Raw genomic sequence first — 17,941 nt, 5'->3', positions numbered from 1 at the left:
GCGGCGTCGTGGCCGGGTCCGTCCCGGCCGCGGCGACGGGGGAACGACCGCCCTCCGCCACCCTCTGAAAGAGCCTTGCCCATGCCCTCATCCTCCCTGCGGTGGGCCTGGTCCTTCGTCCGGCCCCAGGCCGGCGGACTGGCGGTCTGCTTCGGGCTGTCGCTGGCCGGCGTCGTGGCCGGGCTGGCGCAGCCCTGGCTGACCAAGCACATCATCGACGACGGGCTGGTGGCCGGGAACGTCCGGCTGCTGGTGGCGGCGACGCTCGCCATGCTGGGGGTCGCGCTGGTCTCCACCCTGCTGTCGGGAGTGATCCGCTGGCTCTATGTCCGCAGCTCGGCCCGCGTCCTCTTCGCGATGCGCGAGACGCTCTACGGCCATCTCCAGTCGCTGCCGCCCCGCTTCTATGCCCGCTGGTCGGCAGGGGACGTGCTGGGGCGGCTCGACGGCGATCTGGCGGAGGTGCAGCGCTTCGCCGTCGACGCGCCGCTGTCGGCGGTCAATGCCGTGCTGACGCTGGCCGGGGCGGTGGCGCTGATGCTGCTGATCGACCCGGCGCTGACGCTGGTCGCCTTCGTCCTGCTGCCGGCGCAGATCCTCGTCCTGCGCCGCACCCGCCCCTGGGTCGAGCGCACCACCCGCGCGGTGCGCGACGGCACCGCCGCGCTGACGGGCTTCCTCGTGCAGCGGCTGTCGGCGATGAAGCTGATCCAGTCCGCCGGCGCCGAGCGGCAGGAGGCGGAGCGGCTGGCCGGGCTCGACGAGGCCTTCCTCGGCAGCCTGCTGCGCCAGCAGATGGCCTCCTTCACGGCGGGCGGCGTGCCGGGGCTGATGTCCTCGGCCAGCACCGCGGCGGTCTTCCTGTGGGGCGGGCTGCAGGTGATCGACGGCAGCCTGACGCTGGGCGCGCTGATCGCCTTCACCTCCTATCTCGGCCGCGCCAGCGGGCCGGTTCAGGGGCTGCTCGGCCTCGTCGTCTCCGCCCAGCGCGCCCGCGTCTCGCTCGACCGCGTGCGGGAGCTGCTGGCCGAACAGCCGGCCATCCGCCCGCCCGCCGTGCCGCTCGCCCCCGCCCCCGGCGGCGGCGCCCTGGCTGTCGACGGCGTCACCTTCGCGCATGAGCCCGGCCGCCCGGTGCTGCGCGGCGCGAGCCTCGCCGTTCCCGCCGGGGCCAAGGTCGGCATCCTCGGCCCCTCCGGCGCCGGAAAATCCACGCTGGTCGACCTGCTCCACCGCCATTACGACCCGGAGGCGGGGCGCATCCTGCTCGACGGCGTCGACCTGCGCGACCTCGACCCCGCCCTGCTGCGCCGGCGCATCGGCGTGCTGGGGCAGGAGACGCCGCTGCTGCCCGGCACCATCGCCGACAACCTGCGCTTCGGCCTGCCCGCGCCGGAGGAGGCGGCGCTGCGCGAGGCGGTCGGGGCGGCCCAGCTGTCCGGCTGGCTGGCGACGCTGCCGCGCGGGCTCGACACGCCGGTCGGCGCCTGGGCCTCCGCCCTGTCGGGCGGCCAGCGCCAGCGCATCGCGCTCGCCCGCTGCCTGCTGCGGTCGCCGGAGGTCCTGGTGCTCGACGAGCCGGTCTCGGCGCTGGACGAGGCGGCGGCGCTGCGGCTGTCGGCCGAGATCGACCGGCTGTTCGCCGGCCGCACCCGCATCGTCGTCAGCCACCGGGCGGAGGCGCTGGCCGGCTGCGATGCGCTCTACCGGATCGAGGACGGGCTGCTCCTGCCCCACCCGCAAGCCGCGCCCGCCGGCCGGAAGGCGGTGGCGTGATGCGGATCGCGGTGATCGACAGCGGCATCGCCCCCGGCATCGCCCCCGGTTCCGTCACGGCTTCCGGCGCGGCGACCGTCAGGTCCGCTGCCGCCTTCGTCCTGACCGACGACGGGGTGGCGCAGGTGCCGGCCCGGCCTGACCGGGTCGGTCACGGCAGCGCCGTCGCCGCCATCCTGCGCGCCCTCGCTCCGGCGGCGGAGCTGGTCGATGCCCAGGTCTTCGGCGCCGCCCCCGTCACCTCCGCCGCCGCGGTCGCCGCCGGCCTGCGCTGGGCGGTCGGGCAGGGGGCGCGGCTGGCGACCCTGAGCTTCGGCCTGCCCGCCGACCGCCCGGTCCTGCGCGCGGCGGTGGAGGAGGCGCTGGCCGCCGGCGTGCTGCTGGTGGCGGCCTCGCCGGCGCGCGGCGGTCCCGTCTGGCCGGCCGCCTATCCCGGCGTCCTCGCCGCCACCGGTGACGCCCGCTGCCGGCCGGGCGAGGTCTCCGTCCTGCCGGCCGCCTTCGGCGCCTGCCCCCGCCCCCTCGACGCGGCGGACGGGGAGAGGCCGCGGGCGGGCGGCGCCAGCCTCGCCGTCGCCCATCTCGCCGGCATCCTGGCGGCGGCCGGAAACCCGGACATGGACCGCGGGCGGGCGGCGGACCATCTCAGGCGCATCGCGCGGTTCCACGGGCCGGAGCGGCGGACCGCCTAGCTCCGCCATACCGCCGTCGGGCCGCATGTTTTGTCCCGAACCCGCAATGAAATCGTGATACAACCGGGGTCATCGGACCATACGGCTCCGTATCGCAACCCGCCGCGGAGCTGGTTGCGGCGGTGGGGCCGGAGCGGACCGGAGGACGCACAACAAGCAGGGGACGGCTCCCGCCGGCGGGCGGGCAAGTCCCCGCGAGACCGACCGGAGTAGGAAATGCCCATGCAGAGCACCAAGCTGACGCAGAGCTATGTCCACGGCGCGAGCGACAAGCCGCTGATCGGCGAGACCATCGGCGCGCACCTCGACCGCGTCGCCGCCGCCGCCCCCGACCGGCCGGCGCTGGTCGTCCGTCACCAGGGGGTGCGCTGGACCTATTCCGAGTTCAAGCGCCGCGTCGATGCGCTGGCCGCCGGCTTCCTGGCGCTGGGGCTGAAGCCGGGCGACCGCATCGGCATCTGGTCGCAGAACAATTCCGAGTGGGTGCTGACCCAGTTCGCCACCGCCAAGGCCGGTCTGATCCTGGTCAACATCAACCCGGCCTACCGCCTGCACGAGCTGGAATACGCCGTCAACAAGGTGGGCTGCACGGCGCTGATCCTCGCCCCCGCCTTCAAGAGCAGCGACTATATCGGCATGGTCCGCACCCTGGCGCCGGAACTCGACCGCTGCCGCCCCGGCGACCTCTCCAGCCACAAGCTGCCGTCGCTGAAGACCGTCATCCGCCTGGGGGCGGAGAAGACGCCGGGCATGCTGAACTTCGACGACATCCCCGGCCTCGCCCGTCCGGCCGACGTGGCGGAGCTGGGGCGGCTGTCCTCCACCCTGCAGTTCGACGACCCGGTCAACATCCAGTTCACCAGCGGCACCACCGGCAGCCCCAAGGGCGCCACGCTGACCCACCACAACATCCTGAACAACGGCTTCTTCATCGGCGAGGCGATGGCCCTGACCGAGCAGGACCGGCTGTGCATCCCCGTGCCCTTCTACCATTGCTTCGGCATGGTGCTGGGCAACCTCGCCTGCGTCACGCACCGGGCCTGCATGGTCATCCCCGGCGAGGGCTTCGACCCGCTGGCGGTGCTGACCGCGGTGCAGGAGGAGCGCTGCACCGGCCTGCACGGCGTGCCGACGATGTTCATCGCCATCCTCGACCACCCGGACTTCGCCACCTTCGACCTGTCGAGCCTGCGCACCGGCATCATGGCCGGCAGCCCCTGCCCGATCGAGGTGATGCGCCGCGTCGTCGGCGACATGCACATGGACCAGGTGACCATCGCCTACGGCATGACGGAGACCAGCCCGGTCAGCTTCCAGTCCTTCACCGACACCCCGCTGGAGCGCCGCGTCTCCACCGTCGGCACCATCCAGCCGCATCTGGAGGTCAAGATCGTCGACGCCGAGGGGCGCATCGTCCCGCCGGGCACGCCGGGCGAGCTGCTGACCCGCGGCTATTCGGTGATGCGCGGCTATTGGGGCGACGAGCAGCGCACGCGCGAGGCGATCGACGAGGCGCGCTGGATGCACACCGGCGACATCGCCACCATCGACGAGGACGGCTACTGCAACATCGTCGGCCGCATCAAGGACATGGTCATCCGCGGCGGCGAGAACATCTATCCCCGCGAGATCGAGGAGTTCCTCTACACCCACCCCGACATCTCCGACGTCCAGGTGTTCGGCGTGCCGGACCAGCAGTTCGGCGAACAGCTCTGCGCCTGGATCCGCGTGAAGGACGGGGCGTCGCTGGACGAGGCCGGGGTTCTGGCCTTCTGCAAGGGCCAGATCGCGCACTACAAGGTGCCGAAATACATCCGCTTCGTGGACGAGTTCCCGATGACGGTCACCGGCAAGATCCAGAAGTTCCTGATGCGCCAGGCGATGATCCGCGAACTCGGCCTGGAGGAGCAGCGCACCGCTTGACGCGCGCGGCCGCGGGGGGCAGCACTATGTCGCGCCTTTCCGGACAATGTTTCCGGCAAAAGGCGCAGTGTGGCCCCATATCCTTGCACGGCCGCCCGGACCCGCAACGCCGGGCGGCCACGAGTATCAGGAACGCGATTACAAAGAAGGAGAGGCCCCGATGGCCACCCTGTCAGGACTGAAGCCCGGCGTCGTCACCGGCGAGGAATACCGCACCCTGGTCGCCGCCTGCCAGGAGGGCGGCTACGCCCTTCCGGCGGTCAACGTCATCGGCACCAACACGATCAACGCGGTGCTGGAAGCGGCGGCGAAGAACCGTTCGGACGTGATCATCCAGCTCTCGAACGGCGGTGCGCGCTTCTTTGCCGGCGAAGGCATGAAGGACGCGCTGCAGGCCCGCATCCTGGGGGCCGTGTCGGCCGCCCGCCACGTCCATCTGCTGGCCGAGCAGTATGGCGTCTGCGTCGTCCTGCACACCGACCACGCCAACAAGGGCCTGATCCCCTGGGTCGAGGGCATGATCGGCCACAGCGAGCAGGCGGTGCGCGACACCGGCCGTCCGCTGTTCAGCTCGCACATGCTCGACCTGTCGGAAGAGCCGCTGGAGGAGAATCTGGCGGAATGCGCCCGCATCCTGCGGCGCCTCGCCCCGCTGGGCATGAGCCTGGAGATCGAGCTGGGCGTCACCGGCGGCGAGGAGGACGGCATCGGGTCCGAGGATCTGGAGAGCGCCGACAACGCCCACCTCTACACCCAGCCCGAAGACGTCCTGCGCGCCTACGAGCTGCTGTCGCCGATCGGCCATTTCTCGGTCGCCGCTTCCTTCGGCAACGTCCACGGCGTCTATGCGCCGGGCAACGTCAAGCTGCGGCCGGAAATCCTCGGCGCCTCGCAGGAGCTGGTGGCGAGCCGCCATGGCGGCGGCAGGAAGCCGCTCGCCCTGGTGTTCCACGGCGGGTCGGGGTCGGAGAAGGAGAAGATCGCCCAGGCGGTGGACTTCGGCGTGTTCAAGATGAACATCGACACCGACACCCAGTTCGCCTTCGCCGAGGCGGTCGGCCGCTTCGTCTTCGCCAACGAGGTGGCGTTCCGTCACCAGATCGACCCGGCGACCGGCAAGCCGCAGAAGAAGCTCTACGACCCCCGCAAGTGGCTGCGCGAGGGAGAGACGGGCGTCGTCCGCCGCCTGGACGAGGCCTTCGCCGACCTCGGCTCGGCCGGCCGCTCGCTGGCCAAGGCGTAACGGACGCCCGTCTGTCCGTGATCGCGGACGGGGCCGGCTTTCCGGCGCCGTCCGCTGCCTGAATGTCCGTTATCCCGGCGCAAGGCCGGCGGTTCCGGCCGGATGTCCGGGATAACGGACTTCCCCTTGTTATCGAATGCCGGTGGTCGCTATATTGGACTTCTGGCCCTCCTTCTTGCTTGGCGGGGCAGTCTTGTCCGGTAAAGGCGACCATGGCGGCGGAACGCAGCGCGGAGATCCTGTTCAAGGACCGGCCGGTCGGGGTGCTCTTAGAGACTCCGGACGGTGGAACGCGCTTCGTCTACGGGCCGGACGTCACGGAAACGATTGCCTGCGCCCTGCCGGTCGCGACACGCGAGCATGGCTGGCCGGCCGGCCTGCATCCGGTCTTCCAGCATCTGGGGCCGGAGGGTTGGCTTCGCGAGAAGCAGGCGCGGGCCGGCCGGGTGGAGGAGGAGGACGATTTCGGCCTTCTTCTGCGCTACGGGCGGGACTGCATCGGCGCCATCGGCATCCGTCCGGTGCAACCGATCACGCCGTCCGGCTGGGGGGGTGACGCAGAGACCAGGGCGGCGACGGTGGGCGGGCGCACCGTGTCCGGCGTCCAGAAGAAGCTCCTGGCCTATCACGACGGCGACCGCTACCTCCCGGCGGAGGCCGACGGCCCGGCCACCCACATCGCCAAATACAACGGCCAGTCGGAGCCCACGCTGGTCCGCAACGAGCTGCTGTCGCTGCGGCTGGCGCGGGATGTGCTGGGGGCGAAGCAGGTCACCGCCTTCGACAGGGGCTTCGTCGCCGGCCTGGACGAGCCGGCGCTGATCGTGACGCGCTTCGACCGCACGGCGACGGGGGCGAAGCTCCGGCTGGAGGATTTCGCCCAGATCCTCGCCCGTCCGCAGGGCCGCGATTTCGGCGGAAAATATGCCGGGAGCTACGAGGAGATTGCCGCCGCCATCCGGCAGCACTCGGCCCGACCGCTGATCGACCTCGACCAGTTCTTCCGCTGCGTCGTGTTCTGCGTGCTGATCGGCAATGCCGACGCGCATCTGAAGAACTTCTCGCTTCTGGAGACGCCGGACGGGCTGCGGCTGTCGCCGGCCTACGACCTGCTGAACACGCTGGTCTACCGCGGCGCCTACAAGACCGAGTTCGCGCTGGCCCTGGGCGGCGACCGCATCCCGACCGACCGGATCGACCGCAGGCGGATCCTCGCCTTCGCGGAGGCCATCGGCCTTCCCGCCGCCGCCGCCCGTCTGGCCCTGCGGCAGCTTCGCGACCGCATCCGGCGCAGCACGGCCATCCAACCGCCGGACGCCGAGCCTGAGGACGGCTTCCTCCATCGTTACGCCGAAATCGTGGAAAACGCATGCAGCCGACTGTTCGAGGAATGATCCAGCCGCTCGACTGGCCGGCCCTGGTCGCCGAAACCATCCGCCGCCGCAAGGAGGAGGGGCTGACCCAGGCGCAGCATGCCGCCCTTGCCGGCGTCGGCCGGACCACGCTGATCGCCTTCGACCAGGGCGACACCACCCTCTCGCTCGGCCGCGCGCTGGCCATCCTGCGCGTGGTCGGTCTGGTCGCGGAGGGCGGCGACTCGCCCAGGACGCCTTCCTGGCCGCCTGCCGGCAGCGGTGGGAGGCACTGGTGGCCAGGCTGCCGCCGGACCACCCGTCGCGCCACCCGCTCGGCCATTACAGCGTCGATACCGAAGTGACCGGCATTACCGGACGGCCGTCGCCGAGGCGGCTGCTCGATATCCTGGAACGATCGGTGGTGCGCTACACCGGCTGGCCGCCCTTCCGGATTCCGACCGCTCCGGCCCTTGCGCCGGTGTGCGACGAGGATGGCGTGGCCTGCTGGCTCGGCAACCCGGATGCCAACCGGCTTTTCACCGATGCCGGGCTGAGCGACTACTGGCGCGCCTCGACGGACGGGCGGCTCTATCTGCAGTCCGGCTATCAGGAGGACGGGTCGGGGACGCTGCAGCCCGGCCGCGTCTTCGACGTGATCCTGCCGATCTGGCGGGCCGGCGAGCTGCTCGCCCATGCCGCGGGGTTCGCCCGCGCGATGGGGGCGGCCGAGGATGCCGGGATCAACCTGCGCCTCCGCTACACCGGGCTGGAGGGCCGCGACCTCGTCAGTTGGGCGAAGCCGGCGGACCGCGGGCTGGTCGTCGGCGTCCACCGCAGCCGCCTGCCGGAAGCCCACCTCGCCGTCCGCGCCACGCCGGCCCGGATCGCGGAGGACCTGCCCGGACTGGTCCACCAGCTTCTGGCGCCGCTCTACGGCCGCTTCGACGGCTATGTCCTGGACCGCGCCCTCGTCGAGCGGGAGGTGCAGGAGATGGAGGGCCGGAAGCGGCCGTAGGAACCGTGTCTTGCCGGCCGTCCCTCTCCCCGGTATCCTGCCTCCATCACCACCCCGAGTCGGCCCCGATCCCCGGCCCCTGCCTCCGGCGGCGCCCTGCGCCTGCCGGACCGGTTGTGCGGCCGCTGCACAACGGCCGTACACGTATGGAACCGCTTAACCGGTTGATTTGAAATACGAAAGACCCGCCCGCACCCATTGTGCGGAATCGTGTCGCTGCACAATGCGCCCAGCCCGGCCCGCCGGGGCACGGGGCGGTCCGGTTGCCGCCGCCCCTCGACTCCCGTGCCGCCTTCGGCCATGGTAGCGGCCCAAGAGGGAACGAGATCGCGCCATGACCGATACCAGCACCGCCGCCTCCCCCGTCTCTCCGGCCGCCGCCCCCTCGGGGGATGGCAGCAGCCTCTATCTGGTCGACGGGTCGGGCTTCATCTTCCGGGCCTTCCATGCCCTGCCGATGCTGACCCGGCCGGACGGCACGCCGGTGAACGCGGTGCTGGGCTTCTCGAACATGCTGCTGAAGCTGCTGGCCGACCTGAAGGCCGAGGCGGTGGCCGTGGTGTTCGACAGCAAGCGGCTGAACTTCCGCAACGACTTCTATCCCGAATACAAGGCCCACCGCCCGGAGCCGCCGGAGGAGCTGAAGCCCCAGTTCTCCCTGATCCGCGAGGCGACGGAGGCCTTCTGCCTGCCCTGCCTGGAGATGGAGGGCTATGAGGCCGACGACCTGATCGCCACCTACGCCCGCCTGGCCCGCGAGGCCGGGCGCGATGTCACCATCGTCTCCTCCGACAAGGACCTGATGCAGCTCGTCCGGCCGGGCGTGCGCATGATGGACCCGATGAAGAACAGGATGATCGGGCCGGACGAGGTGGTGGAGAAGTTCGGCGTCCCGCCGGAAAAGGTGGTGGACGTCCAGGCGCTGGCCGGCGACAGCGTCGACAATGTGCCGGGCGTGCCGGGCATCGGCATCAAGACCGCCGCCCAGCTCATCACCGAATTCGGCGACCTCGAATCGCTGCTCGCCCGCGCCGGCGAGATCAAGCAGCCGGCCCGCCGGCAGAAGCTGATCGACTTCGCCGAGCAGGCGCGGGTGTCCCGCCGGCTGGTCCTGCTGGACGACAACGCGCCGCTGCCCAAGCCGCTGGACGAGCTGCGGGTGCGCGAGCCCGACCACCAGAAGCTGGTCGACTTCCTGAAGGCGCAGGGCTTCCGCACCATCGTGGCGCGGGTCCAGGCGGAAATGGCGAAGGACGGCAGCATCGCCGACGCGGCGGCTCCCTCGGCCGCGCCGGCCGCCGGCGCCCCGGCCGCGGCCCCCGCCGCGCCGCAGGCTTCGGGGGAGGCCGCGCCGCGCGTGCGCAGCCACAGCCTCCATGCGGTCGAGAAGCGGTACGAGCTGGTGCAGGACGCCGAGGCCCTGCGGCGCTGGGTGGAGCGGGCGCGCGAGACCGGCGTGCTGGCCGTCGATACCGAGACCGATTCGCTGACCCCCGCCACCGCGACGCTGGTCGGCATCTCGCTGGCGACCGAGCCGGGGCTCGCCTGCTACGTGCCGCTGGCGCACCGGGCGGAGGGGGCGGCGGCCGACGGGCTGCTCGACTTCAGCGCGGCCGAGGCGCCGAAGCAGATCCCGGCCGACGAGGCGCTCGCCATCCTCAAGGAGGTGCTGGAGGACCCGGCGGTCCTGAAGGTCGGCCACAACTTCAAGTTCGATCACCAGCTCTTCTCCGCCCGCGGCGTCCGGGTGGCGCCGCTCGACGACAGCATGCTGATCTCCTACGTGCTGGAGGGCGGCAGCCACGGCCACGGCATGGACGAGCTGGCGGAACTCCACCTCGCCTACACGCCGATCCCCTTCAAGGAGGTCTGCGGCAGCGGCAAGTCGCAGATCACCTTCGACCGGGTGCCGCTCGACAAGGCGCTGGCCTATGCGGCGGAGGACGCCGACATCACGCTGCGCCTGTGGACCCTGCTGAAGCCGCGGCTGGTCGACGAGCGGATGGTGACCATCTACGAGACGCTCGACCGGCCGCTGGTGCCGGTGGTGGCGGACATGGAGCGCTGCGGCGTGCGCGTCGATCAGGCGGCGCTCGCCCGGCTGTCGCAGGATCTGTCGGTGCGGCTGGCCGAGATCGAGAAGGACGTCCACGCCCTTGCCGGGCAGAGCTTCAACATCGGCTCGCCCAAGCAGCTCGGCGAGGTGCTGTTCGACGTGCTGAAGCTCGGCGCCGGCAAGAAGAGCAAGACCGGCGCCTATTCCACCGACTCCAGCGTGCTGGAGGAGCTGGCGGAGCAGGGCCACACCATCGCGCAGCGCGTGCTCGACTGGCGGCAGCTCGCCAAGCTGAAGAGCACCTACACCGACGCGCTGCAGGAGAAGATCGACCCGGCGACCGGCCGCGTCCACACCGCCTTCGCGCTGGCGGCGACCAACACCGGCCGCCTGTCCTCGACCGACCCGAACCTGCAGAACATCCCGGTCCGCACCGAGGAGGGGCGCAAGATCCGCCGCGCCTTCGTCGCGGCCCCCGGCCACAAGCTGCTGAGCGTCGACTACTCGCAGATCGAGCTGCGGCTGGTGGCGGAGATGGCCAACATCGCCGCCCTGAAGCAGGCCTTCCACGAGGGGCTGGACATTCACGCCGCCACCGCCAGCCAGGTCTTCGGCATCCCGCTCGACAAGATGACCTCGGACATCCGGCGCAAGGCCAAGGCGATCAATTTCGGGATCATCTACGGCATCAGCGGCTTCGGGCTCGGCCGGCAGCTCGGCATTCCGCCGGGAGAGGCGAACGCCTTCATCAAGGCCTATCTGGAGCGCTTCCACGAGCTGAAGGCCTGGATGGAGGCGACCAAGGCCTTCGCCCGCCAGCACGGCTACGTCACCACCCTGTTCGGCCGGCGCTGCTACATGCCGGGGATCCAGGACAAGAACCCGGCCCGCCGCGGCTTCGCCGAGCGTCAGGCGATCAATGCCCCGATCCAGGGCACCGCCGCCGACATCATGAAGCGCGCCATGGCCCGCGTGCCGAAGGCCCTGGAGGAGGCCGGATCGGGCGCCCGCATGCTGCTGCAGGTGCATGACGAACTGCTGTTCGAGGTGCCGGAGGGGCAGGCGGAGGAGGCCGCCGCCCTGGTTCGCCGGGTCATGGAGGGGGCGGCCAGCCTCGGCGTGCCGCTGGTGGCCGATGCCGGGATCGGCGACAACTGGGACGAGGCGCACTGACGCCCGCCCCGCGTCCCAGGATTGTCACGGCCGAACGGCTGTTAACGCTTCATTAACCCTAGCGTTGGTACTCCGGATGGGTTTCAATGGGCCCATCGATTGAAGGAACCGATTGGTGGAGGACCCCATGGCCGTCATCCTGACCTTCCCGCACTCCTCCCCCAAGCGGACCCCGACCCGCGCCGCGCTCGACGCCGCCGACCTCCCCTTCCTGCAGGAGGACGAGGCGGCCGGCGAGATGGCCCGCATGATGGAGCAGCACCGGGCAGCCCAGCGCCAGCTCGAAGCCTTCAACCGCCAGTGCGAGGCGGTGTTCGCCGCCGCCAGCCGGGTCGGCGGCGAGATCCTGCCCTTCCGTCTCGACCGTCCGGCGGGCGAGGCGTAAGGCCTCAGGCCGTCAGGGCAAGCTCGCCCGATCTGGCGGCGGATGCCAGCACCATGGCCTCCGCCGCGTCCGCCGGGACCGGGCGGGAGATCAGGAAGCCCTGGACGCAGTCGCAGCCCGCATCGGCCAGCCAGCGGTGCTGCTCCTCGGTCTCCACCCCCTCGGCCACCGTCGACAGGAACAGCCGCTGGGCCAGCGCGATGACGGTGGAGGCGATGTCCGGCGCGTGCGGCAGGTCCGACACGAAGCTGCGGTCGATCTTCAGCACGTCGACGGGAAGCTGGCGCAGGTAGGCCAGCGAGGAATAGCCGGTGCCGAAATCGTCGATGGCGATCCGCACCCCCAGCGCCCGCAGCCGGCTCAGCACCGGCAGGTGGTGGCGGACGTCCTTCATGATGACCGTCTCGGTGATCTCCACCTCCAGCAGCTCGGGCCGGGTGCCGTTGCGGCGCAGCGCCTCCTCCACCATCGCGGCGAAGCCGGCGTCGGCGAGCTGGCGGGCCGAGACGTTGACGGCGACCGGAACCGGCGCATGGTCCCGCGCCCAGCGGGCGGCGGTGCGGCAGGCCTCGTCCATCACCCAGGCGCCGATCTCCAGGATCAGCCCGGTGTCCTCGGCCACCGGGATGAAGTCGGAGGGCGGCACCAGCGCCCCCTCGTGGCGCCAGCGCACCAGCGCCTCGAAGCCGGTCAGCGTACCGGTCGCCGCACTGATCTTGGGCTGGTAGAACAGCTCGAAGGCGCCGGACGCGACCGCCTCGCGCAGGCTGGCCTCCAGCCGCAGCCGGGCCATCGCCCGCTCGGTCAGGTCGCCGGTGTAGAAGACGAAGCGCCCGCCGCCGTCGGCCTTGGCGGCATGCATGGCGGCCTCCGCCATCCGGACCAGCGAGGGGCCGTCCGTCGCGTCGTCGGGGTGCAGCGCGATGCCGACGCTGGCCGCCACATGGATGCGGTGCCCCTCCACCAGGGCCGGGGCCGACAGGGCCGCCAGCAGCCGTTCCGCCACCGCCGCGGCCTCCGCCGCGTCCTGCACCCGCTCCAGGATCACCAGGAACTCGTCGCCGCCGAAGCGGCCGACGCTGTCGCAGCGCCGCACGCTCTCGTTCAGGCGCTGGGCGGCGAGCCGCAGCAGCCCGTCGCCGACCCCGTAGCCCAGGCTGTCGTTGACCTGCTTGAAGCGGTCGAGCCCGACGCTCAGCACGGCCAGCCGGTGCTTCGACCGGCAGGCCAGCTCGATCGCATGGGTCAGCCGGTCGATCAGCAGCGTCCGATTGGCCAGACCAGTCAGCAGGTCGCTGGTCGCCAGCCGCTGCAGCTCCCCCTGCTCCCGGTGGAGCTGGGAAAGCTTGCGGTTGAACTGGCCGACCATCAGCCCGATCTCGTCGTCCTCATGGCCGGCCGGCACGGCGATCGCCGCATCCTCCGGCCGGGCCGGATCGATGCGCGCGACGTCCCGGCCGATCTGCGCCAGCGGGCGGGCCAGCAGACGGTGCAATGCCAGCGCCACCGCCAGCCCGATCAGCAGGTTGCGCAGCAGGTCGGCCAGCAGCGCCGTCGCCGCATAGCCGAGGAGGTCTTCGGCCGCCGTCCGGGTGTCGATGCCGATGCGCAGCACCCCCGCCGTCTCCCGCCGGTCGCTGAGGACAGGAAGCGGGCGCTCCACCACCGGCTGCCCGCCGAACAGCAGGGAGGCGGCCAGCCGTTCCGGCAGCGTCTCCTGCTCGCGGGGGCGCGAGCGTTCGACCAGCGTCCGGCCGCGGCCGAGGTCGATGGTCGCCCAGCGCACGATGCGTGCGCCCATGACGCCGTCCAGCACCCGCTGCCCCAGCTCCCCGTCGGACGAATAGGCGGCGACGGCGGCCGGCGCCTGGGCCAGGGCCGCGACCTCCGCCGCGCGTTCCAGCGCCTCCGTCCGCTCCCGCATGACGGTCCAGGACACTTCCGCCGCCGTGATGGCGAATCCGACTCCGAAGGCGGCCGCGAGCGCACAGAGGGTCTGCTTCAGCGTCAGGCTGCGCAGGGCGCGGGGTGTCATCGCATCGGTCCTTCATCACGGGCGCCGGGCTTCCGGGCAGGCTCCACAACCCGCAGCCGAACGATTGCGGGAGAGAGCCCATTTATTCGGGCATACGTGACATCGGAGAGTCGGAACTATGAAAGTTTTGAAACAGAGTGCAGGCTCCGGTTACGCGTATGCTGCATGCGTAACATTTGTCCTATGCGCTGGGCGCATAGCCCCCATTCAGGATTGGTAATACCAGTTTGGGTGCGCCGCAGCATATCTTGGGCTTGCCCATTCTCGGGGCGTTTCCTCCCTAAACTGAAAGGTCGCGCTGTTGCGCGGCCTTTTTTTTCACCCCCCTCGCCCTGGCGAACCCGGTTCGCTCAGCCCGGCTCGCGATCCTCCCAGCGGTCGCGGAAGACCAGCGACTCCAGCGGCAGCCGGCGGCGCCAGCCCTTGCTCTCCAGCTCCGGACCCGCCTCGAAATGGCTGACATAGCCGAGGCAGAGATAGGCGACCGGCACGATCCGCCCGGGAATGCCGAGCGTCGTCTTCAGCGCCTGCTCGTGCAGGATGCTGACCCAGCCGACTCCCAGCCCCTCCGCCCGCGCCGCCAGCCACAGGTTCTGCACGGCGCAGACGCAGGAATAGAGATCCATGGTCGGCATGTGGGTGCGGCCGAGCACCACCGGCCCCGACCGCTCGCGGTCGCAGGTGATGCAGAGGTTGATCGGGGCGTCGCGGATGCCCTCCAGCTTCAGCCGGCTGTAGAGCGTCCGCCGCTCCCCCTCGAACATCGCCGCGGCCTCCTCGTTGGCCGCCTGGAAGTCGGCATGGACCGCCGCCTTCACCGCCGGGTCGGTGACGACGATGAAGTTCCAGGGCTGCATGAAGCCGACGGAGGGGGCGTGGTGCGCCGCCTCCAGGATGCGGTGCAGGATCTCCTCCGGCACGGGGTCGGGAAGGAACTGGCCGCGCACGTCGCGGCGCGAGAAGATCGCCTTGTAGAGCGCCTCGCGCTCCGCCGCGGTGAAGGCGTCGCTCATGATCCCTCCGCGATGATGTGGAAGAAGGAGCCCAGCGCCAGCCCCCGCCGCCCGCCCAGCGGGCCGAGGTCGCCGCCGTCCGCCGCGGTGGCGGTGACCAGCGCCTCGTCGGTGCCGCGCGACAGGGTGGAGGCGTAATGGAACTCGTGCCCCATCAGGACGCCGCCGCGGCGGCCGAGCGGCCCGTCCGCCAGCAGCACCGCCCGCCGGTAGCCGAGATGCAGCCGCCGCTTGGCGAAGGAGGTGCGCACCCCGAGCAGACCGAGCATCGGGTGGGTGACGCCCGCCGCGTCCTCCAGCGTCTCCCCCATCACCATATAGCCGCCGCACTCGCCATAGACCGGCTTCGACCGCGCGGCGGCGGTCAGGCCGGCGCGGAAGCGGGCGGCGGCCGACAGGCGGGCGGCGTGCAGCTCCGGATAGCCGCCGGGCAGATAGACGGCGTCGCACTCCTCCGGCGGCCCCTCGTCCGCCAGGGGCGAGAAAAAGGCGATCTCGGCTCCGGCGCTGCGCCAGCCTTCCAGCAGGTGGGGGTAGGCGAAGGTGAAGGCGGCGTCGCGGGCGACGGCGATGCGCTGGCCGAGGGGGCGCAGCGCCGGCCGGTCGCTGCCGCGCCCGGCGCGCGACGGTACCGCCAGCGCCGCCACCGCCTCGACATCGACATGGTCGGCGATGAAGCGGCCCAACGCGGCCAGCCGCTCCGCCAGCCCCTCCGTCTCGCCGGCCTGGACGAGGCCGAGGTGGCGCTCCGGCAGAACCAGCCCGGGATCGCGCGGCAGGGCGCCCAGCACGGGAATGCCGAGCTCCCGGATGGCGGTGCCGGCCAGCGCGGTGTGGCGCGGGCTGCCGACATTGTTCAGGATCACGCCGCCGATCCGCACCTCCTCCCGGTAGGTGGCGAAGCCCTTGACCAATGCCGCGGCCGACTGCGACTGGCCCTTGGCGTTCACCACCAGCAGGACCGGCCAGCCGGTGCGCGCCGCCAGCTCCCCGTCGAGCCGGTGCCGGTGGCGCCGACGCCGGCGACGCCGTCGAACAGGCCCATCAGCGCCTCGCAGACCACGAGGTCGGCGTCCCGCCCGGCCTTCCAGGCCAGCCCGTCCAGCAGATCCGGCCCCATCGCCCAGTTGTCGAGGTTGACGCTCGGCCGTCCGGTCGCCGCCTGATGGAAGGCGGGGTCGATATAGTCCGGCCCGGACTTCACCGCCGCCACCCGGACGCCGCGCTCGCGCAGCGCCGTCAGCAGGCCGAGCGTGACCGTCGTCTTGCCGGTGCCGGAGGCCGGGGCGCCGATGACGAGCCCGCGCGGCGCCTGCTCAGCCATGGGGCACCTGCCCGGCGCGCTGGCCCTGCAGCCAGTCGAGCTGCGGCCGCAGCCGCACCATCTCGCCGACCACGATGATGGCCGGCGGCTCCAGCCCGCTCGCCTCCAGGTCGGCGACGCAGGTGCCGAGCGTGGTGACGAGGGTGTCCTGCCGCTCGGTCGTCGCCTCCGTCACCACGGCGACCGGGGTGTCGGGGGAAAGCCCGCCCTCCCGCAGGGCGGCGGCGATGTCCGGCAGGGCCTTCCATGCCATATAGAGGATGAGCGGCACGCCGGTGGCGGCCAGCGCCTTCCAGTCCGGCCCGCCGTTGTTGGAATGGCCGGTCGCCAGCACGACCGCCTGGTTGGTCGATCGGTGGGTCGCCGGGATTCCGGCATAGGCCGGCCCGGCGAGGCCGGAGGTGATGCCGGGGACGATGCGGAAGGGGATGCCGGCCTCGGCCAGCGCCTCCGCCTCCTCGCCGCCGCGGCCGAAGACGAAGGGGTCGCCGCCCTTCAGCCGCAGCACGCGATGGCCTTCGCGGGCCAGCTCGATCAGGCGGCTGGTGATGTCGTCCTGGTGGGCGGAGGGGCGGCCGCCGCGCTTCCCGGCGAACTCCAGCCTTGCCGCGGGCGCGGCGAGTGCCAGGATCCGGTCGCCGACCAGCGCGTCATGGACGATGACGTCGGCTTGCCGTAGACCTTGCAGGGCCAGGAGCGTGAGCAGTCCCGGATCGCCGGGGCCGGCGCCCGCCAGCCAGACGCTGCCGGGGGCGAAGGGGACGAGGAGGGAGTCGGGCAACGGCTCGGTCAGCATGGAACGGGACTCAACGACGGAAGCGGAAGGCGGGAGCGGTCGGGGCACGGACGAGTCCGGGCGGGCGCTGCGGCGGGGCTGGACGACCGGAGCCTGTGCCGCCGCCGCCGCGCGGGCGGCGGCCGAGGCCCTGTTCACCGGCGGTTTCCCCGATCCGGTCACGGTGACCCTGCCGGGCGGCCAGCAGCCGGCCTTCGCGCTGGCCGTCACGCGGACGGGGCAGGGCGCCGACGGCCCCTGGGCGGAGGCCGGCGTGGTGAAGGATGCCGGGGACGATCCGGATGTCACCCACGGCGCGCTGATCCGCAGCCGGGTGTGGCGCGCCGCGCCCGGCCGGGGGGTGCTGTTCCGCGCCGGCCCCGGCGTCGGCACGGTGACGCGGCCCGGACTGCCGCTGCCGGTCGGCGAGCCGGCGATCAACCCGGTCCCGCGCGGCATGATCCGCCAGGCGGTGGAGGATGCCGCCGCCGCCGCCGGCCAGCCCGCCGACCTGGTGGTCGAGGTGTCGGTGGACAATGGCGAGGCGCTGGCCCGCCGCACGATGAACGGCCGGCTGGGCATCGTCGGCGGCCTGTCGATCCTCGGCACCACGGGGATCGTCGTTCCCTATTCCTGCGCCGCCTGGATCGCCTCCATCCAGCGGGGCATCGACGTGGCGCGCGCCGCCGGGCTCGGCCATGTCGCGGCCTGCACCGGCGACCGGTCGGAAAAGGCGGTGGTCGCGCGCTACGGCCTGCCCGACCATGCGCTGATCGACATGGGCGATTTCGTCGGCGGCACGCTGAAGTACCTGCGCCGCCACCCGCTGCCGCGGCTGACCCTGTGCGGCGGCTTCGCCAAGTTCGGCAAGCTGGCGCGCGGCCTGATGGACCTGCATTCCAAGCGCAACAGCGTCGATCTCGACTGGCTGGCCGGGCGGCTGGCCGAGCTGGGCGCCGATCCCGCCCTGGTGGCGGAGGCGCGCACCGCCAACACCGCCGCCCAGGTGCTGGACATGGCGCGGGCCGCCGGCCTGCCGCTTGCCGACCGCGTCGCGGCGCTCGCCCGCGAAGCGGCGCTCGCGGTGCTGGAGGATGCCCCGGTGGCGGTCGAGGTGCTGGTGACCGACCGGCAGGGGGCCGTCGTCGGCCGGGCCCCCGGCTGGTGAGGCCGCGC

The 17,941-nt window shown here is 72.0% G+C and carries 13 protein-coding genes and 1 pseudogene; 10 read left to right on the top strand and 4 right to left on the bottom strand.

Annotation, left to right across the window (positions count from 1 at the left end):
* The first annotated feature begins 81 nt into the window (after nucleotides 1–81).
* The 9 genes from DEW08_RS00550 to DEW08_RS00510 all read left to right on the top strand — a co-directional run bounded on the left by DEW08_RS00550 (nucleotide 82) and on the right by DEW08_RS00510 (nucleotide 11,618).
* Entirely contained in the window at nucleotides 82–1,776 is a 1,695-nt protein-coding gene (locus tag DEW08_RS00550) for an ABC transporter ATP-binding protein (RefSeq protein ID WP_109323623.1), read from the top strand.
* Nucleotides 1,776–2,468, top strand: coding sequence for a subtilisin-like serine protease QhpE (gene qhpE, locus DEW08_RS00545; protein WP_109323622.1), 693 nt, complete (start codon nucleotides 1,776–1,778; stop codon nucleotides 2,466–2,468). The genes DEW08_RS00550 and qhpE overlap by 1 nt, the downstream gene beginning before the upstream one ends.
* 222 nt (nucleotides 2,469–2,690) lie before the next feature.
* Nucleotides 2,691–4,391 (top strand): AMP-binding protein, encoded by a 1,701-nt coding sequence (locus tag DEW08_RS00540; protein ID WP_109325215.1) that lies wholly within the window; start codon nucleotides 2,691–2,693, stop codon nucleotides 4,389–4,391.
* Nucleotides 4,392–4,551: 160 nt separating this feature from the next.
* Nucleotides 4,552–5,634 (top strand): class II fructose-bisphosphate aldolase, encoded by a 1,083-nt coding sequence (gene fbaA, locus DEW08_RS00535; protein ID WP_109323621.1) that lies wholly within the window; start codon nucleotides 4,552–4,554, stop codon nucleotides 5,632–5,634.
* Nucleotides 5,635–5,846: 212 nt separating this feature from the next.
* Nucleotides 5,847–7,028, top strand: a complete 1,182-nt coding sequence (locus DEW08_RS00530; protein ID WP_109323619.1) for a type II toxin-antitoxin system HipA family toxin — start codon at nucleotides 5,847–5,849, stop codon at nucleotides 7,026–7,028.
* Entirely contained in the window at nucleotides 7,025–7,351 is a 327-nt protein-coding gene (locus tag DEW08_RS00525; RefSeq protein WP_168220215.1) for a helix-turn-helix domain-containing protein, read from the top strand. The genes DEW08_RS00530 and DEW08_RS00525 overlap by 4 nt, the downstream gene beginning before the upstream one ends.
* Complete coding sequence (locus tag DEW08_RS00520) at nucleotides 7,282–8,004, top strand: hypothetical protein (RefSeq protein WP_146214601.1); 723 nt, start codon at nucleotides 7,282–7,284, stop codon at nucleotides 8,002–8,004. Before DEW08_RS00525 ends, DEW08_RS00520 begins: the two co-directional genes overlap by 70 nt.
* A gap of 334 nt (nucleotides 8,005–8,338) precedes the next feature.
* Nucleotides 8,339–11,233 (top strand): DNA polymerase I, encoded by a 2,895-nt coding sequence (polA, locus tag DEW08_RS00515; RefSeq protein ID WP_109323616.1) that lies wholly within the window; start codon nucleotides 8,339–8,341, stop codon nucleotides 11,231–11,233.
* A 127-nt stretch (nucleotides 11,234–11,360) separates the two neighbouring features.
* On the top strand, nucleotides 11,361–11,618 hold the full coding sequence (locus tag DEW08_RS00510) for a hypothetical protein (protein WP_146214600.1): 258 nt from the start codon (nucleotides 11,361–11,363) through the stop codon (nucleotides 11,616–11,618).
* Nucleotides 11,619–11,622: 4 nt separating this feature from the next.
* Here DEW08_RS00510 and DEW08_RS00505 read toward each other — a convergent pair whose 3' ends face one another.
* From DEW08_RS00505 to cobA, 4 genes and pseudogenes are all read right to left on the bottom strand, one after another.
* Entirely contained in the window at nucleotides 11,623–13,653 is a 2,031-nt protein-coding gene (locus DEW08_RS00505; protein ID WP_109323613.1) for a putative bifunctional diguanylate cyclase/phosphodiesterase, read from the bottom strand.
* A 350-nt stretch (nucleotides 13,654–14,003) separates the two neighbouring features.
* Complete coding sequence (bluB, locus tag DEW08_RS00500; RefSeq protein WP_109323612.1) at nucleotides 14,004–14,666, bottom strand: 5,6-dimethylbenzimidazole synthase; 663 nt, start codon at nucleotides 14,664–14,666, stop codon at nucleotides 14,004–14,006.
* Nucleotides 14,663–15,990: pseudogene (locus DEW08_RS00495) on the bottom strand (cobyrinic acid a,c-diamide synthase CobB). The gene bluB and the pseudogene DEW08_RS00495 overlap by 4 nt, the downstream one beginning before the upstream one ends.
* Nucleotides 15,983–16,786 carry a uroporphyrinogen-III C-methyltransferase gene (gene cobA, locus DEW08_RS00490; RefSeq protein ID WP_109323611.1) on the bottom strand — a complete coding sequence of 268 codons (804 nt, stop codon included), beginning with the start codon at nucleotides 16,784–16,786 and terminating at the stop codon, nucleotides 15,983–15,985. Before cobA ends, DEW08_RS00495 begins: the two are co-directional and overlap by 8 nt.
* On the opposite strand from cobA, the gene DEW08_RS00485 reads away from it, so the two are divergent.
* Nucleotides 16,785–17,933 carry a cobalt-precorrin-5B (C(1))-methyltransferase gene (locus DEW08_RS00485; RefSeq protein ID WP_109323610.1) on the top strand — a complete coding sequence of 383 codons (1,149 nt, stop codon included), beginning with the start codon at nucleotides 16,785–16,787 and terminating at the stop codon, nucleotides 17,931–17,933. The two genes, cobA and DEW08_RS00485, sit on opposite strands and share 2 nt — an antisense overlap.
* Nucleotides 17,934–17,941 lie beyond the last annotated feature (8 nt).

This window comes from Azospirillum thermophilum (assembly GCF_003130795.1).
Lineage (GTDB): Bacteria > Pseudomonadota > Alphaproteobacteria > Azospirillales > Azospirillaceae > Azospirillum > Azospirillum thermophilum.
This window is presented reverse-complemented; position numbering and strand designations above follow the sequence as displayed.

Excerpts from the sequence above, each read along its gene's own strand:
- bluB (WP_109323612.1), bottom strand. The coding sequence starts at position 14,666 with ATGAGCGACGCCTTCACCGCGGCGGAGCGCGAGGCGCTCTACAAGGCG.
- DEW08_RS00525 (WP_168220215.1), top strand. The coding sequence starts at position 7,025 with ATGATCCAGCCGCTCGACTGGCCGGCCCTGGTCGCCGAAACCATCCGC.
- fbaA (WP_109323621.1), top strand. The coding sequence starts at position 4,552 with ATGGCCACCCTGTCAGGACTGAAGCCCGGCGTCGTCACCGGCGAGGAA.
- DEW08_RS00530 (WP_109323619.1), top strand. The coding sequence starts at position 5,847 with ATGGCGGCGGAACGCAGCGCGGAGATCCTGTTCAAGGACCGGCCGGTC.
- polA (WP_109323616.1), top strand. The coding sequence starts at position 8,339 with ATGACCGATACCAGCACCGCCGCCTCCCCCGTCTCTCCGGCCGCCGCC.
- DEW08_RS00485 (WP_109323610.1), top strand. The coding sequence starts at position 16,785 with ATGGAACGGGACTCAACGACGGAAGCGGAAGGCGGGAGCGGTCGGGGC.
- cobA (WP_109323611.1), bottom strand. The coding sequence starts at position 16,786 with ATGCTGACCGAGCCGTTGCCCGACTCCCTCCTCGTCCCCTTCGCCCCC.
- DEW08_RS00510 (WP_146214600.1), top strand. The coding sequence starts at position 11,361 with ATGGCCGTCATCCTGACCTTCCCGCACTCCTCCCCCAAGCGGACCCCG.
- DEW08_RS00505 (WP_109323613.1), bottom strand. The coding sequence starts at position 13,653 with ATGACACCCCGCGCCCTGCGCAGCCTGACGCTGAAGCAGACCCTCTGT.
- DEW08_RS00550 (WP_109323623.1), top strand. The coding sequence starts at position 82 with ATGCCCTCATCCTCCCTGCGGTGGGCCTGGTCCTTCGTCCGGCCCCAG.
- qhpE (WP_109323622.1), top strand. The coding sequence starts at position 1,776 with ATGCGGATCGCGGTGATCGACAGCGGCATCGCCCCCGGCATCGCCCCC.
- DEW08_RS00540 (WP_109325215.1), top strand. The coding sequence starts at position 2,691 with ATGCAGAGCACCAAGCTGACGCAGAGCTATGTCCACGGCGCGAGCGAC.